Source organism: Arthrobacter glacialis, assembly GCF_002909415.1.
GTDB lineage: Bacteria > Actinomycetota > Actinomycetes > Actinomycetales > Micrococcaceae > Specibacter > Specibacter glacialis.
The window spans coordinates 194,344-210,509 of sequence record NZ_PPXB01000005.1 but is presented as its reverse complement, the minus strand read 5'-3'; the positions used below and the strand labels follow the sequence as shown (position 1 = coordinate 210,509).

Here is a 16,166-nt window from a genome sequence, read left to right as displayed (position 1 = left end):
AAAGGCACCCACCATGAGCAACGACTCCATCGCCGCGGTGAACTCCACCGCCGGTTCCCCGCCGCCGGCATCCGTCAACGGAATTAACGGCATCGCAGGCAATCGCGCGCCCAAGCAGGTCATGGACTCAGAAGTGTTCATGAATTTGCTGGTGGCCCAACTACGCCACCAGGACCCCTCTTCCCCCATGGACACCAACCAAATGATCAGCCAGACCACCCAGCTGGCCACCATGGAGAAACTGACCAACATGGACTCGACAGCGACGGAGAACTTCGCGTTGCAAATGCGCACTTCCGCGGCTGCCCTCATTGGCCAGCAGGTTTCCTGGGAGGACGCCGACGGTACCAAGCACAGCGGCGTTGCCACCTCCGTTTCCTTTGCCGGCGGCGTCCCGCAAGTCACCGTGGGGGACAAGTCTGTTCCCCTGGATGTGATCTCCGGTGTCACCACAGTTCCTGCCGCCAATGATGCGCCCCCGGAAACCAAACCACCGCCCGAGCCCGGGCCGGACACCAGCGTCAACTAGCCCCCACCCACCCAGCACAGAAAGGCATCATAAGCATGCTTCGTTCCCTGTATTCAGGCATTTCCGGGCTTCGCGCCCACCAGACCATGCTTGACGTCACCGGCAACAACATTGCCAACGTCAACACGGCCGGGTTCAAGTCCTCCACAGTCCAGTTTCAGGACACGCTTTCACAGGTGGCCCGCGCCGGTGCGGCAGCCCAGGCCGGTGCAGGCGGAACCAACCCCGCCCAAGTGGGTTTGGGTGTTCAGGTGGCAGGTGTTTCCACGAACTTCTCTCAGGGCTCGGCCCAAGCCACCGGCAGGTCTTCGGACATGATGATCTCCGGTGACGGCTTCTTCATCACCTCCAAGGGCGGGGAGCAGCTGTACGCTCGGGCCGGGGCATTCGACTTTGATTCCCAAGGCCGCCTGGTATCACCCGACGGTGCCCTGCTGCAGGGCTGGTCGGCCGTCAACGGGCAGGTCAACGCCGGTGCCGGGTTGAACAACATTGTCATCTCCAAGGCGATGGTTGCCCCTGCCGAAGCCACCACCGGCGCAACCATGGGCGGCAACCTTCCCGAGGACGCAGCGCTCAACACCGAACTGACCCGTGACATGAAGGTCTTCGACGCCAACGGCACGCCCCGCAACGTGACGCTGACCTTCACCCGCACGGGAACCGGCTGGGATGTTACGGGAGCCGACGCCAATGGTGCCGCGGGGGCAACAGCCTTGACGTTCGCCAACGGTGCCGCCGCCCCCGGCAGTGCCCTGACCGTTGGCGGCATTTCTGTGGACTTGTCCGGGGTCACCGGCTTTGCGGGATTGTCCACCGTGGCCGTCACGGAGGCAAACGGCAACGCGGCCGGCACCTTGGATTCCTTCAGTATGGGCGCCGATGGCACTCTGACAGGAACCTTCAGCAACGGCGAAAACGTGGTGATCGGGCGCATTGCCCTAGCCAACTTCACCAATGCCGGTGGCCTGGAAAAGGCAGGATCATCCAGCTACCGGGAAACGGCCTCCTCGGGCGCAGCCACCGTTGGCGCGGCAGGCACCAACGGTTTGGGTGCCCTGACCAGCGGGTATGTGGAGATGTCAAATGTGGATCTGTCCCAGGAGTTCACCAATTTGATTGTGGCTCAGCGAGGATTCCAGTCCAACGCCCGAATCATCACCACCTCCGATGAAGTGCTGCAGGAATTGACCCAGCTCAAACGCTAATAGCGGCACGGGGTCAACACCAAAGCTGTCCCGCAGCTAACCAATGCGGCGGGACAGCCGACAGTACCAAAGGGGGGCGGCTGGCGTCTTCGCAACTCAAAGGATGAGCATTTGATAGTTGTCACGCGTCTGGATGGCAGGCAATTTGCGTTGAATCCGGATCTTATTGAGCGCATCTTTGAATCACCCGACACGACTGTGGTCATGGCTGACGGGGCAAATTACATTGTCACTGAATCCATGTCAGACATTATTGAAAAGATTGCCCGGTTCCGGGCCCGCATCATCTCGATGGCCTACGACTACTCCGACGACGTTGAACAGCAGCACTCTCCGCCCAAGCTGAGCGTTATCCACCCTTCGGAAAACCCCTCCAGTTAAGGATAGTAAAGCGATGGATCCCGCAACAATTGCAGGCCTGCTCATAGCCTTCGGTGCGCTGTTCGGTATGATCACCCTCGAAGGCGCTAGCGTTTCGAGCATCACGCTGCCAGCCCCCATGCTGCTTGTCCTGGTCGGAACGGTTGCCGTTGGTGTTGCCGGTTCAACGATGAAAGACGTTGTGCACGCCGTGAAGTCCCTGCCGCGGGCGTTTCTTGGAAAGCCCCCCAATCCGGGGGAGAGCATTGACGAGGTTGTGGCCCTGGCCGACAAGGCCCGCCGCGAGGGACTCTTGTCCCTTGAAGCGGCCGCCGCCGAAACAAAAGATCCGTTCCTGCGCAATGCCCTGCAAAACATTGCAGACGGCACTGACGGTGAGGATCTGCGCGAACTGCTCGACGACGCCGTCGAGGCCAAAATCAAGAGCGACCACACAGCGTCGAAATTCTTCATGACCTTGGGCGGATACGCCCCCACCGTGGGGATCATCGGCACAGTTGTGTCCTTGACCCATGTACTGGAAAACCTCTCCCAGCCCGAGGAGCTCGGACACATGATTGCGGCCGCTTTTGTGGCCACGCTGTGGGGCTTGTTGTCCGCGAACTTCATCTGGCTGCCCATTGGCACGCGCCTGGGGCGCCTCTCCGAACTTGAGGTGGACCGCATGACGCTGGTCATGGAAGGTGTCCTGGCCGTGCAGGCTGGCTCCCAGCCCACACTGCTGCGTGAACGTTTGAGCGCCATGGTGCCCGCGTACCGCCAGCAACGCGACAAGAAGGCAGGCCGCACTGACGCGCAAGCCAAAAAAGCGGCATGAGTCGGCGTGGGAAGTCCGGGCGCAAGCGTCGCGGAAAACCTGAGGAGAGCCACCCGGACGAGCGCTGGATGGCTTCCTATATGGACATGGTCACGGTGCTGATGTGCATGTTCATCGTCTTGTATGCCATGTCCACCGTTGACGAGGACAAATACGTAAAACTTCGGGACTCCCTGGCCACGGGCTTTGGCCAGGTGTCCGTCGGAAAGGTCGACACCGCCTCCGGGATTGTGGTCCCGCCTGCGGATGTTGGCAAGGAGGGAACCTTGGCGAAGACTCCCCTGGACCTTGCCAAGACGGAGGTGGATAAGCTCAGTGCGCTGAAAGAGGCCATGAGTCTGCGGCTGGGGAACAAAGGGCTGTCCGAGAATGTCCAGTTTCAGATTGACCAGCGCGGCCTGAGCGTGAAACTTGTTGGATCGCAGTCGTTCTTCCAGCCGGACAGCCCCCAATTGTCAGCCAGGGCGGCGGACGTGCTTGACACAATTGCTCCCGTGTTGAAGGCCTCCGGGTTGGAGGTTTCCGTGGAAGGGCATGCAGCCAATGCCATCACCAACTATCCCTCCGTCTGGGAGCTGTCAGCCGAGCGGGCAGTGGGAGTGGTCAGGCACCTGGTCGAGAACCAAGGGCTTGCCGGGGACAGGATTGGGGCCATCGGCTACGGTTCCTCCCGCTCCGTCAATGACAATTCCACCGAACCCCTGCGCGAACTGAACCGCCGTGTGGACATTGTGGTGCTCTCCAACCAGCCCGAGCAGGTACGGGCCCTGATTCCCGAGGTATTAAAAGCCAGGGCGGCTTCTTCCTAACGAACGCACCGCACCTGCCGATAGTGACAGATATGCCCGCACTCTCACCTGTTTCACAGCTGCCCGCTTCCCGGGCCAACAAGGTGGTTGAGGCATACGATTTTCGGCGCCCCACAACATTGGCCCGCGAGCACAGCCGCGTCCTGGAGTTGGCCTTTGAAACGTTCGCCAGGCAGTGGGGGACGCAACTCACCACCAAAATCAGGGCCGGTTCCGCCGTCGTCACCGAGCAGGTGACAATGGCAACGTATGACGAGTACGCAGCCTCCCTGCCCGCATCGACGGCCATGGTGTTGTTTGCATTGGACGGCCAAGAGTCCCGCGGTGTCATCCAATTCCCGTCCGAGGCGGCGCTCTTCTGGGTCACACGCATGCTCGGTGGGGCCTCCACGGCAACGATCCCCGATCGCAAGTTCACCCAAATTGAGCATGCCTTGGTGAAACGCCTCATGGAGGACGCGCTCGAGGACCTGCGGTACTCCTTCGGATCGCTGCTGGTGCAGGCGCCCGCCGTCCACGGCATTCACTTTAATTCCCAGTTCGCCCAGGCGGCCGCCACCAACACCTTGATGGTTGTTGCCGGGTTCACCGTCCGGGTGGGGGAGCACAGCTGGCGTGCCACCATTGCGCTCCCGGCCGAGGTTCTGGTGCAGCAGCTGGGCAACAGCAACCCGCTCAGTGATGCAGCTGCGGCGCCGGCCCAGCTCCGCGCCCAAATGGGGGAAGTACCGGTTGAGGTGGCCCTGGCCTTGGCCCCGGTGCCCGTCACCCCCCAAACCATCCTGAATTTGGCAGTGGGAGATGTCTTGACGCTTCCCCACCCCACCACCAGGCCGTTTGACCTGACAGTGGGGGGCAAGCCGATTGCCAGCGCCCTGGGCGTGACCCATGGGTCCCGCAAGGCTGGGCAAATTGTTACAACTGAGGAGACAAATTCATGAGTACCACCTTGGCAACACAGGCCGCGGCCTCCGCTCTGGTCACGTTGCTGCCCTCCCCGTCGCCTCTGTCGGCAAGCCTGCAGCCCGCCGGTGCGGTGCCTGCCGGAACTATGGGTGTGGCAGTGGATTATGTGGGTCCGCAGTCGGCCGAGCTTGCCCTGGTGCTGTCATCCCGTGCCGCGGACTCCTTGCGTGTGGCCGGAGGTGCGGGCCCGTTCTCGCTGGCCGACGTCTTGCGCCCGGCCTTTGAGGCGGCCACTGCCGAACTTGGTTCGGGCGTTCTGGGCGAGGTCTCGGAGCATGATTCGGCAGCCCTCTTTGCGGACTCCGGTGCGGCCGTTTTCCAGGTGCTCGACGGCGGCGCAGGCCAAGACCCGTTTGCCTGGTTGGCCATCAAGATCCGCAATTCGGCCGGCAACGGCGGGGGCGAGTTGAGCGCCGCAAAACTGGGGCGCATCCATGACGTTGAAATGGCATTGTCGGTGGTCATTGGACGCACCCGCATGAGCGTGGCCAACGTCCTTGGACTCGAGCCGGGCAATGTTGTGGACCTGGACCGTTCGGCAGGTTCGCCCGCCGACGTGCTGCTCAATGGCCGCCTCATTGCCCATGGAGAAGTTGTTGTGGTGGACCAGGACTATGCCGTGCGCATCACTAAGATCCTTGACACGGCAGAGACGGTTGGTTAGGTGGACGCGTTCCTCCTGGTACTACGGGTGGGACTTGCCCTCACAGTAGTCATGGTCCTCTTGTGGATGGCGCAAAAGCGTTTCTCCCGGGGCGGACGTCAAGGCGGGCAGGCAGTGGTTGAGGTGGTTGGCCGGCGCAATGTGGGCCAGAAAGCCTCGGTGGTTGTTATTGAATCTGCCGGGCAGCGCTTTCTGCTCGGCGTCACCGAACACGCCATCAACGTCCTGCACACCTCCGATGCTCCCATGCCCGACCCCGAAGCCGACCGTGTCGACCTAGACCTTGTGGGTGACCCCGCCTTTGAGGAAGTGCTCAAGGCCGCCGGTGAGCCCGCACTGCGCCGCGACGGTGCCGCACGCCGGCTGCGCCTATCGGCTCCGGAAGCTGGCCCCTTGCACGGGACAATCTTTGCCCGCAGCACGTGGACACAGGCGGGCGCCGCGGTAAGAAAAGGCTTGAATCTGTGAGCAGGGCGTTCGTGCACCCGCGCAGTTGGGTGCAGGCCGCCGTCGTGGGCGTCCTGCTGCTGGCCGTGCTGTACCTGCTCATCATGCTCAACGCTGCGCCTGCGCACGCCATCGCTGTGATGGCCCCCACCGACCCGCTGGAACCAACACCGCCCACAGATCCGAGCAGCCCGGGCACGGGTGCCGGCGGAGTGAACCTGAGCGTCAACGGCCTAGGTGGCACGCCGAGCTCCTCCATTGTCACTTTGCTCGCTGTCACCTTGCTGTCGGTGGCTCCGGCACTGTTGCTGATGATGACCTCGTTCACCAAGATCTTTGTGGTGCTGGCCATGACTCGCAACGCGATAGGCCTGCCCACCATACCGCCGAACCAAGTGCTGGCTGGTTTGGCCCTGTTCCTGTCCCTGTTCATCATGTCCCCCACCCTCATCGACATCAACTCCACCGCCGTCCAGCCATTTTTGAACGGCACTGTGGACGTCAACAAGGCGTTTGAGCTGGCCGGGGCGCCGCTGCGCGAGTTCATGCTGCCGCACACGCGTGAGGCGGACATTGCCCTGATGACCCGGGCCGCGAACAGGGAAAACCCGGAATCGCCCGACGCCGTGCCCATGCTGACGCTGATCCCTGCCTTTATGATTTCGGAGCTGCGCGCAGCCTTCATCATCGGCTTTGTCATCTTCATCCCCTTCCTGATCATTGACCTGGTGGTGTCCTCGGCACTGATGTCGCTGGGCATGATGATGCTCCCGCCCGTCATGATCTCGCTACCGTTCAAGATCCTGTTGTTCATCCTGGTGGACGGTTGGGGACTCATCATTACCTCCCTCATTCAAAGTTATTCCGGTGGTCCGTGAATTCCGCAGAAGTCTTGAACATTGCCGTCCAGGCCCTCTGGGTTGCGGCAAAATTGTGTGCCCCGATCCTGCTTACAGCACTCGTGGTGGGCTTTGCCGTGTCCTTGCTGCAATCCATCACCCAGATCCAGGAAGCAACCCTGTCCTTTGTGCCCAAAGCCGTGGCCGTGATGATAGCCCTTGTCATTTGCGGGCACTGGATGATCACCGAAATTGTCACATTTACGCACCAGCTTTTTGACAAGATCCCCGCATTGCTGGCCGGGTAGACAGCCAAACAATGAACATCCCCTTGGACCTTGGATGGCTGGAGGCAGCCCTGTTGGCGGTGGTGCGGGTTACCGCCTTCATTGTCATTGCGCCGCCCTTTTCCTACAACGCCATCCCGTTGCGCATCAAGGGCATGCTGGCGCTGGGTTTGGGACTGGCCATGACCAGCCGCATCAGTATTGACCGCCAGGTCAGTGAGACTGGGGCGTTCATTGGCTCCGTCATGCTGGAAGTCGTGACGGGTGCCGCCCTGGGGTTCCTGGTCTTCTTAGTGTTTGCCGCCGTCCAGTCGGCAGGTTCGCTCATTGACTTGTTTGGCGGCTTTTCCATGGCCCAGGCGTTCGACCCCCAGTCCATGGTCAACGGCGCCCAGTTCACCCGGCTGTTCCAGATGACAACCCTGGCACTGCTCTTCGCCTCCGACGGGTACCAGCTCATCATTGGCGGGCTGGCCAGGTCCTTTGATGCCATCCCACTGGGCGGCGGCCTTGACCTGACCCATCCGGTGGAAGCCATGGCGGGCGCCGTGACCCAAATGTTTGTGGCGGCCGTGCAAATAGCCGGGCCTCTGCTGGTCATCTTGTTCCTTGCCGATGCCGGACTGGGGCTCCTGACGCGTGTGGCTCCGGCACTGAACGCCTTCGCGTTGGGCTTCCCGCTGAAGATCATGCTCACCCTGTCGCTGGGCGGGATGCTCCTGCTCGCGTTGGGGCCTGTTGTGGCGTCCCTGGTGACCACAGCGATGACCGCGTTGACGGGGGTGATCAGCCGTGGCGGATGAGCCCACCGGTGAAAGAACCGAGCAAGCTACCGACAAACGCATGCGGGAAGTACGCCAGAAAGGCCAACTCTCCCGTTCCCAGGACCTCACTGCCTGGGTGGGTGTCGGGGCAGCAGTCATCATGATCCCCAACGTCATAACTCGTGCCACGGACGCCCTGGCAGACCAGATGTTCACTGTCACGGCAGTCGCGGCCAATCCCGAGGTGCCGGCTGCGCTCCAGGCCATGGAAGACGGCCTTTTCTCACTGGCAGGCATTCTGGGGCTCCTGTTCGCTGTGGTTGTGGTGGCCGTGCTGGCGGCAGCCGTGTTGCAGGGCGGGGTGCGCTTCAAGCAGTTCAAACCCAAATACGAACAGTTCAACCTGCTCAAAGGCCTCAAGACAGTTTTGGGCACCCAGGCGCTCTGGAATGGTGCCAAGTCGCTGCTGAAGACTGCCGTTGTCGGCCTGGTTTTGTATATTGTTGTCCAGGGCCTGAGCGCCACCCTGCTGGGAGCCGGGTCGCTGCCGATTTCCGAACTGCTGGCCACGGCCGGGCAGGGGCTGGTGCAACTGATCCAATATGCCGTGGCAGCCGGGATGCTGCTGGCCGTGGCTGACGTCTTTGTGGTCTCCAAGCGCAACCGGAAAAGGACCCGGATGACCAAAAAAGAGGTCAAGGATGAGCACAAAAGCACCGACGGCGACCCGCTCGTGAAGTCGGCCAGACGCCAACGGCAACTGTCTATGGCACGCAGCCGGATGATGAGCGCCGTGGCAACAGCTGACGTGGTACTCGTCAACCCAACCCACGTGGCAGTGGCTCTGCGCTACGAACCTGGGAAATCGGCTCCCCGGGTGGTGGCGAAGGGGGCGGACAGGGTGGCCCAGCGCATCCGTGCCGAGGCCGAGGCGAAAAAGGTGCCCATGGTAAGAGACATTCCGCTGACCAGAGCCCTGCACGGTTCCTGTGACTTGGGGGCTGAAATTCCCGTGGAGCTCTACAACCAGGTTGCCGCGGTCCTTGCCTTTGTCATGGCACTGAAGAAACGCGGCAGTGCTTCCGGGACACACCAGATCCTGCCGGCCGGGTCGAGCATCCCGGCCGGTCTGGCCCCCGCCTGAATGCCAGCACCCCATCAACTCCAACACCTCGTCAAGCTAAGGAATTCTCCGTGAACCGCAATGTGTCCGCATTGGCCATCCCCATGGGCGTGGTCGGCATTGTGCTGCTCCTTGTAGTGCCCATCCCAACACTGTTGCTGGACATCCTGATCATCATCAACATCGTGTTTGCTCTGTTGGTGCTCATGAACACCATGTTTGTGAAGAAGCCGCTGGACTTCTCCGTGTTCCCGTCACTGCTGCTGGTGGCCACGTTGTTCCGGCTGGGGCTGAACGTGGCCTCCACCCGTTTGGTGCTGGGCCAGGCGCATGCCGGTCAAGTCATTCAGGCTTTCGGTGAGGTGACTGTGGGGGGAAACCTGATCATCGGTGCCGTGATCTTCCTGATCCTTGTTGTCATCCAGTTTGTGGTGGTCACCAAGGGTGCCGAGCGGGTTGCAGAGGTTGGGGCCCGCTTCACCCTTGACGCCATGCCAGGCAAGCAGATGGCCATTGACGCCGATTTGAACTCGGGGCTCATCACCGACGCCGAGGCGAAGGAACGCCGTGTGGAGGTGTCCGCCGAGGCCGACTTCTACGGCGCCATGGACGGTGCCTCCAAGTTCGTCAAGGGCGACGCCATTGTCGGCATCATCATCATTATCATCAACCTCATTGGCGGCATTGCCATCGGCATGATTCAGCGCGGCATGGACCTTGCCGACGCCGTCCACACCTACTCGCTGCTGTCCATGGGCGACGGGCTGGTCTCGCAAATTCCGGCACTGCTCATGGCCGTTGCAACAGGCATGATTGTCACCCGCTCCAATGCCTCCTCCGATTTGGGCACGACGGCGGCCGTGCAGCTGACCCAGTCGCGCCCGGCCCTGATGGTGGCTGGCATCGCGGCCATCATCATGGCAGTCATTCCCGGCATGCCCGTGTTCTTGTTCCTGGGTGTTGGCGCCCTGCTGCTGTTTATGGGGCAGCGGGTCAAGGCCGCCGAAACAGCCGCGGCCAAGACGGCCGCCCTGGATGCCATGCCATCAGCCCAGCGGGTCGAAACCACCGAGGACATCATTGAACAAATGCGTGTCCAGCCCCTGGAAATCCAGCTCGCCACCGACTTGGTGGACCTGGTCAACGGCTCCGCCGATGACCTGCTGGCACGCATTCGTGCACTCCGGCACAAGGTGGCCATGGAGCTGGGCATCGTGGTTCCGCCGGTTCGCACCAGGGACCACGTTGAACTGCCGCTGTCCACCTATGTCATCCGCATCGCCGGTGTGGAGGCGGGGCGTGGCACGGCGCCTGCCGGACGGGTCCTGGCATTGGGGGAGAACCTGTCCTCTTTGCCGGGCACACCCACTGTGGAGCCGGTCTTTGGGCTGGCCGGAAAATGGGTGCCGGCGGAGATGCGGCACAGCGCGGAAATGGCCGGAGCCACAGTGGTGGACAGGGTTTCGGTGCTGGTCACGCACCTGTCCTCGGTGGTCACGGCGAATGCCGCCAGGCTGCTGAGCCGCGAGGATGTCCGGGTGCTGACGGAGGGAGTCAAGGAGACCTCACCGTCCACTGTTGAGGAGCTGATCCCCGGGCTCATGTCCCTGGGCGAGGTGCAAAGCGTGCTGCAGGGGCTGCTCTCGGAGCAGGTGCCGATCAACGATCTTCCCAGAATTTACGAGTCCTTGTCACTGCAGGCCAAGAAGAGCACTGATGCCGAAGGCCTTGTCGAGGCTGGCCGGACAGCGCTTGGCCCCGTGGTGGCGGACAAGTACCTTGAAAACGGTGCTTTGACGGTGTTGATGATCGATCCGACACTGGAGCAATCACTCTTGGAAGGTCTTCGCCCCTCCGAACTAGGCACCCAAATTGTGGTTGACCCAAGCCGCGTGGAAGGGTTCCTGACCTCCGTCACGGACTTGTTCGCGGACGCTGAAGCGTCAGGACGCAGCCCCGTTCTAGTTTGTGCCCCTGCGCTGCGCCCAGCCATTTGGCGGCTCGTATCCGGGCGCGTCAAGGGACTGCCGGTGCTTTCCTATACGGAGGCGACAGCCGGGAACCCCATCATCGAAACAGTAGGAGTAGTACGCAGTGCCCACTCAATTTCAGCTTAGGGGCCACAGCCTGGAGAGTCTGCGCTGGCAGCTCTTTGAAAAATATGGGGCGGCTGCCCGCATCGTTCGTGCCGAACGGATCCAGACGGGAGGGCTGTTCGGCATCGGTGCCACGACTTCCTTTGAAGTGGTGGTCGAGGTGGACACGGACCCTGCATCACACACAGCGTCCGGTGAAAAGAGAGGACTCCGCAGCGCTGCACCCACCCGCCGTGCTGCCATCCCGAGGCGCAGCCTGAGCGATTTGTTGGCCGAGGCTGACAGGGCCGACGACGCCCGGCCATCCGGGTCCGACGTGGTCATGGAGATCAAACCAGATTTTGACGTGGTCCTGCGAAAAATTGCCGCGGACGAGGCGCACGGACCAGACACAGACTCTCAGGGGGTGGCTCCTGGCCACGGGGAAATGGCCATTCCACGGCCCTCAACCATGCCCGGGGACTTGATTGTGCTGGTGGGGTTGCGCGACCAGCCACTGAATACTGCGTGGAGCATGCTCGGTCATCTTCAGAACGGGGCAGAACTGCTGACCGCCGGCGATTACCGGTCCAACGGTCTCAGTCACGTCTTCCTTGACAGTATTGAGGTGAAGAAGGCGCAGGCCATGGCTTTGGGGGACGGGAAGCCACTGTTGATAGCATTTAGCTTTGGACAGCGCGGATCCTCCAACCTATCAATGCTGGCGTCGTTGCGGCCCAAGCAGCTTTGGTTGGTGGTGGATGCGGCCCACAAGCCCGAAGATACCCAGTCCTGGGTTCGGCGGGCGTGCCGGTATTCGGTCCCTGATGCGTTGGCAGTTCTTGGGGCAACTGACACCGCGACCCCTGAGAGCGTCAACGCACTCAAGGTGCCGGTTGGTTGGGTAGATGGACGCCCGGCAACATCAAGTGAACTTTAGTAATTACCCCATCTGCACATCCATGGAAGGAACTGCATGCTGGTATTGACACGCAAGATTGGCGAGAAGATCGTCATCGGCGGAAATATAACTCTGACAATACTCGACGGCGGCCGCGGCGAAGGGGTGCGCATAGGCATTGACGCGCCACGAGAAGTCAGCATCCACAGAAGCGAGGTGGTGGATGCTGTCTCGGCCAGCAATCTGGCAGCGGTTAAAGAATCAACAGGCCCCGCCGCGGAGACCTCCGAGCAACTGATTCTGGCGGCATTGGGGCTCGCTGGGTCCTAGCCTGGCAACTGTCCAGTTTTTGCACTACTTTTCCCAAGGGGCCTTAAAAGGAAAGTACTTGTCCAAAAAGTCGGTGACCAGTTCGCGGCGTTCGGCTGGCGTTGCATCACCGGAGCTGCCGTCGTTGAGACAGAGGAAATCGGCCCGGCGCCTCGCCAAGACGTGGCCAAGTGAGAACAAGCCTGCCTTGCTGGCGGTGTCTACGTAGATGCCCTCGCCGTCGGACTGCATGACGGCGCGACCTGTCAGCAGGGCGTAATAGTGGTACAGGGAATTTGTGACCGAAATATTTTCTGCTGCTCGGAAGGTGCTCGCGGCGGTGGCGGCAAACTCCCCAGCAAACTCCTGCTCCAGCTCAGCAAGCACCGAGCGGCGCAATGGTGCCGCACTGTGCTCAAGATGGTGGGTGGTGAAGGTGCCAAAGCGGTCCCACAGAAGGCGGCGATTCACCCGGGCAGAGTTCTCGAAACCGCTCCTTTCGGCGTCGCTTTCGCCAAGCCCGATGCGGTTGGGGGAGAGCATGAAGCGGGTAATCCCGCCTGCCGTGAAGAACAGCTCGGGTGACAGGGGGCGGCCAAAGAACATGTCGTCATTGGAATATAAGAAGTGTTCGCTCAGCCCGTCTATATGGTGGAGCTGGGATTCCACTGCCATGGAATTGTGTGTTGGCAGCACCGTAGGATCGGCAAAGTGCTCCTGGCTGCGGACAAGTGTCACTTTGGGATGGGCGGCCAGCCACTCCGGGGCGGGGGAGTCGGTGGCAATGAAGATGCGCCTGATCCATGGGGCAAACATATGCACAGAACGCAAGGCGTATTTGAGCTCGTCAACATGGCGGAACCTGGATTCGTGGTCATCGCCTTCACCCAGGAGAGCTGTTGCTTCCAACGCGCGGCGGGCGGACTGATAGGCGGGGTCGCTGCCATCGACCCAGGAAAACACCATGTCTATCTCAAAGCGGACGTCAAAAACGTGGTCAATGAACATGTTCTCAATGGTTGGCCAGCTCTGCCCATAAAGTTCCACGGTGCTGCGCCGGGCCTCGCGCGGATCAAGGCTACGCCGGGATATCGAGTTCTCCTGGGGCAGTTCTATGCGGGTGGGGGAGAACGCCCACAGTTCTATCTGGACTCCCCACGCTGCGCCATAGTACAACCCGCCGCGCGGTTCGAGCCGCGGCCTAAAAAGTCTAAAGATCCGTGTTTTTGCGGATCGTCCCAGAGCTCCCTCAGCGAGCAGGAGGGTGGACTTGCTGGTGTCAACGCTGCGGGCGTAGAAAGGCTCGTTGGCGAAGGATGCGGCCAAGGCCCGCGCCAAGGCGTCCCGCATGGATGCGTCGATGGCCAGCACCGGTCGCTGATCGTTGCCGCGCACCAGCAAATACTCGATGGCGTATGTATCCAAAACGTTCCGCACGGCCAGCAGGTCGCTCACCATGGCTTCGCGCGGCGTGAGGGCGTCCGTGGCGTCAGCGCTGTTGAGCAATGCCAGCCGTCCACGGTGGGGCACCACGTCGGCCCGTTCCGCAATGGCTGCCATGCGTGGAGTCAAGGGTGCCGAAGCATGGGCGCCGGGTGTGCGGGGCATGGCAGTGTCCTCCGTAGCAGGGCGGTCGGGCAGGCAGCTGATGTTGGCCCTGCAGTGAGCTTACAGCGCCCGAACGTGGCCCAAACGGGACACAGCACCGGGTCAAAGTGTTGGGCCAGGGCGGCCGGTTTTCCAGCACAGGGGCGTGTCGCCAGCGCCGAGCCGCTCAGCCCTGCCCGCGTTTCCGATGCCCTTGCGCTTAGCCGATCCGTGCGGGACGTTTGCGGTGAAAAATCAGGGCAACGGCAATGCCAGCCAGCCAAAAATCCTTGGCCATGGCGGTTCCGGCCGGGGTTGGGCGGATGCTGTCCGGCTCGGTCAGGCCCGGAGTCTTCAAATACGTCGCCACCAGGCCCGCCGAAAATGCGCCCAGAGCCAAGCCTGCCAGCCGGCTCGGAACTAGGGGTGTCAATACAAATGCACCCAGAGCGATTTCAGAGAAGCTCAAGTAGTGCCCGAATTTTTCAGCTTCCAAGGACCCCACCTGGGGGATGACCCGTTGTGCCGAACTTTTCAAGCCGGCTGCCTGCTCCGGGGTGAGGTTGAGCTTGCCAATCCCGGTATTGAGAATGAATGCCCCGGAGACTATCCGAAGGGCGAGGTTGCTGATGCTGATTCCCATAATTTTCTCCTGTGAACTCAAGTGGCTTCTCTGGGATTCAGCCTAGGGTTCCATTCCGGCCGTGGCTAGTGCCCGGCGTCGGACGACAGGGCATCACCGAAGTCCTGCACGGTGCAGACTTAGCCATTTGGACAGTTTTGCGGCGATTCTCAGACCTTTAAGGTCACGAATTGATAACGGCACTTCCGGGATCGTGCGGCATGAGGAAACCTCATCAGGGTGGAATGGCTCCTATTTTGGGAGCAAATCAAAGGAGAAGTCATGAGAACAAGAGCACTGCTGGTAGCCGGGGTGGTCGTTGCGGCCATGTTGGTTCCAGTAACGGCCGCGTCTGCCGTGGATGACGTCAACACCAACAAATTGCGCAAGTCGGTAACGGTGAGCGGAATCCTGGCACACGAACGCGTGCTGCAGCGAATTGCCAACAACAATGGCGGAACGCGAGCCTCGGGGACGGCCGGCTATGCTGCTTCGGCCGACTACGTCAAGAAGGAGTTGAAGAAGGCCGGCTACAAGGTCACCGAGCAGGCTTTTGAGTTTCCTTTCTATCAGGAAGTCACCCCGACCACCCTTAGCCAGGTCTCGCCGTCGTCGATCCCCTATGAGACGGAATCCATGCAGTACTCGGGCAGTGGAGCAGTGACCGGCACGCTGGTTGCCACCCTCAACGTGGTGGTTCCGGCAACCCCGGAACCCAGTTCAGCCTCCGGGTGTGCCGTGGCGGACTTTGTCCCCGCTTCTGCAACCGTGCCCCAGGTGGCGCTCATCCAGCGCGGCACCTGCACCTTCGCCGTCAAGGTGGCCAACGCGGTTGCTGCCGGATACGACGCGGCAGTGCTCTTCAACGAGGGCAACCCCGGCCGGACGGACCTTCTGACCGGCACACTTGGAGACCCGGCAGCCATACCCGTGGTTGGCATCAGCTACGCGGACGGAGTGGCGCTGTACAACGCCACCGTGGCGGGGGCAACAAGCGTTGCTGTCAGCACCGAGATTATCAATGAAACCCGCACCACCACCAACATCATCGCCGATTCCCCCAAGGGCGACCCCGCCAAAACAGTGGTGGTGGGCGCTCATCTGGATTCAGTGCTCGAGGGTGCCGGAATCAACGACAACGGCAGCGGCACGAGCGTGATTCTCGAGACTGCCATCCAGATGCAGAACTTGAAAATCAAGCCACGCCAGCAAGTCCGTTTCGCCTTCTGGGGTGCTGAGGAGTCCGGCTTGCTGGGTTCCACACACTACGTGGACAGCCTCACTGACGAGCAGTTGTCAACCATTTACGCGAATCTGAATTTCGACATGCTCGGTTCAACCAACTACGTGCGATTCGTCTATGACGGCGATGGTTCCACCGATGGCGTGGCAGGCCCTCCCGGGTCAGCCCAGATCGAATCAGTCCTCAACGACTACTTCGCAACGCAGGGCCTGGCGAGTGCCCCGACGGCTTTTGACGGCCGATCCGACTATGGACCGTTCATTGCCGCAGGAATTCCTGCCGGTGGACTCTTTAGTGGGGCCGAAGACCTCAAGACAGCCGAGGAGGCCACCATCTATGGCGGAACTGCCGGCGCTCCCTATGACGCGTGCTATCACCAAGCATGTGACGATTTGAACAATCTGAGCACGGCGGCGCTGAACGAGCTCGGTGACGCCGCGGCGCATGCCGTGATGACCCTGGCCACCAGCAAGTCCGGGTTCTTCGAAGATGGCAGCAGAAGGGCCGCACGCCCCGAGATCTCCAAGGACAGCTTCGAGTACTGGGGCAGCGGGCTGGTTCGCTAAGTAGCACCGAACTGCACCACGAACACTGG

Annotated in this window: 18 protein-coding genes; 16 read left to right on the top strand and 2 right to left on the bottom strand. The window is 61.4% G+C overall.

The features are described from left to right. Window positions 1–13: 13 nt before the first annotated feature. The 15 genes from CVS28_RS07910 to CVS28_RS07840 all read left to right on the top strand — a co-directional run bounded on the left by CVS28_RS07910 (window position 14) and on the right by CVS28_RS07840 (window position 12,140). The gene (locus tag CVS28_RS07910) at window positions 14–529 is read left to right on the top strand and encodes a flagellar hook assembly protein FlgD (RefSeq protein WP_103481178.1); all 516 of its coding nucleotides are present in this window, start codon (window positions 14–16) and stop codon (window positions 527–529) included. A gap of 35 nt (window positions 530–564) precedes the next feature. Further along, window positions 565–1,737 carry a flagellar hook protein FlgE gene (locus CVS28_RS07905; protein ID WP_103465206.1) on the top strand — a complete coding sequence of 391 codons (1,173 nt, stop codon included), beginning with the start codon at window positions 565–567 and terminating at the stop codon, window positions 1,735–1,737. 111 nt (window positions 1,738–1,848) lie between these two features. Further along, the gene (locus CVS28_RS07900) at window positions 1,849–2,118 is read left to right on the top strand and encodes a flagellar FlbD family protein (protein WP_103465207.1); all 270 of its coding nucleotides are present in this window, start codon (window positions 1,849–1,851) and stop codon (window positions 2,116–2,118) included. A 13-nt stretch (window positions 2,119–2,131) separates the two neighbouring features. Further along, on the top strand, window positions 2,132–2,935 hold the full coding sequence (locus CVS28_RS07895) for a motility protein A (protein WP_103465208.1): 804 nt from the start codon (window positions 2,132–2,134) through the stop codon (window positions 2,933–2,935). Beyond that, entirely contained in the window at window positions 2,932–3,744 is an 813-nt protein-coding gene (locus CVS28_RS07890; protein WP_103465209.1) for an OmpA/MotB family protein, read from the top strand. Before CVS28_RS07895 ends, CVS28_RS07890 begins: the two co-directional genes overlap by 4 nt. Before the next feature lie 32 nt (window positions 3,745–3,776). Beyond that, window positions 3,777–4,685, top strand: a complete 909-nt coding sequence (locus CVS28_RS07885) for a flagellar motor switch protein FliM (RefSeq protein WP_103465210.1) — start codon at window positions 3,777–3,779, stop codon at window positions 4,683–4,685. After that, window positions 4,682–5,374 (top strand): flagellar motor switch protein FliN, encoded by a 693-nt coding sequence (fliN, locus tag CVS28_RS07880; RefSeq protein WP_103465211.1) that lies wholly within the window; start codon window positions 4,682–4,684, stop codon window positions 5,372–5,374. The genes CVS28_RS07885 and fliN overlap by 4 nt, the downstream gene beginning before the upstream one ends. Beyond that, window positions 5,375–5,842 carry a FliO/MopB family protein gene (locus tag CVS28_RS07875; RefSeq protein ID WP_103481177.1) on the top strand — a complete coding sequence of 156 codons (468 nt, stop codon included), beginning with the start codon at window positions 5,375–5,377 and terminating at the stop codon, window positions 5,840–5,842. It abuts the gene before it with no gap. 83 nt (window positions 5,843–5,925) lie between these two features. Next, window positions 5,926–6,699: a flagellar type III secretion system pore protein FliP gene (gene fliP, locus CVS28_RS07870; protein WP_103481232.1), complete on the top strand. Its 774-nt coding sequence runs from the start codon at window positions 5,926–5,928 to the stop codon at window positions 6,697–6,699. Then, the gene (fliQ, locus tag CVS28_RS07865; protein ID WP_103465213.1) at window positions 6,696–6,968 is read left to right on the top strand and encodes a flagellar biosynthesis protein FliQ; all 273 of its coding nucleotides are present in this window, start codon (window positions 6,696–6,698) and stop codon (window positions 6,966–6,968) included. Before fliP ends, fliQ begins: the two co-directional genes overlap by 4 nt. 11 nt (window positions 6,969–6,979) lie before the next feature. Further along, the gene (locus CVS28_RS07860; RefSeq protein ID WP_103465214.1) at window positions 6,980–7,750 is read left to right on the top strand and encodes a flagellar biosynthetic protein FliR; all 771 of its coding nucleotides are present in this window, start codon (window positions 6,980–6,982) and stop codon (window positions 7,748–7,750) included. Next, on the top strand, window positions 7,740–8,855 hold the full coding sequence (locus tag CVS28_RS07855) for an EscU/YscU/HrcU family type III secretion system export apparatus switch protein (RefSeq protein ID WP_103481176.1): 1,116 nt from the start codon (window positions 7,740–7,742) through the stop codon (window positions 8,853–8,855). Before CVS28_RS07860 ends, CVS28_RS07855 begins: the two co-directional genes overlap by 11 nt. Window positions 8,856–8,938: 83 nt before the next feature. Continuing rightward, window positions 8,939–10,951, top strand: coding sequence for a flagellar biosynthesis protein FlhA (locus CVS28_RS07850; protein ID WP_243399783.1), 2,013 nt, complete (start codon window positions 8,939–8,941; stop codon window positions 10,949–10,951). Beyond that, entirely contained in the window at window positions 10,929–11,849 is a 921-nt protein-coding gene (locus CVS28_RS07845; RefSeq protein ID WP_103481174.1) for a hypothetical protein, read from the top strand. The genes CVS28_RS07850 and CVS28_RS07845 overlap by 23 nt, the downstream gene beginning before the upstream one ends. A gap of 36 nt (window positions 11,850–11,885) precedes the next feature. Then, entirely contained in the window at window positions 11,886–12,140 is a 255-nt protein-coding gene (locus CVS28_RS07840) for a carbon storage regulator (protein WP_103465218.1), read from the top strand. Between the two features lie 24 nt (window positions 12,141–12,164). On the opposite strand, the gene CVS28_RS07835 is transcribed toward CVS28_RS07840, so the two are convergent. Next, window positions 12,165–13,727, bottom strand: a complete 1,563-nt coding sequence (locus CVS28_RS07835; protein WP_207767475.1) for a stealth family protein — start codon at window positions 13,725–13,727, stop codon at window positions 12,165–12,167. A gap of 199 nt (window positions 13,728–13,926) precedes the next feature. After that, window positions 13,927–14,349, bottom strand: coding sequence for a hypothetical protein (locus CVS28_RS07830; protein ID WP_103481173.1), 423 nt, complete (start codon window positions 14,347–14,349; stop codon window positions 13,927–13,929). 261 nt (window positions 14,350–14,610) lie between these two features. On the opposite strand from CVS28_RS07830, the gene CVS28_RS07825 reads away from it, so the two are divergent. Then, a complete protein-coding gene (locus CVS28_RS07825) occupies window positions 14,611–16,137 on the top strand; it encodes a M20/M25/M40 family metallo-hydrolase (RefSeq protein WP_103481172.1) in 1,527 nt (508 codons plus the stop codon). The last annotated feature ends 29 nt before the right edge of the window (window positions 16,138–16,166 follow it).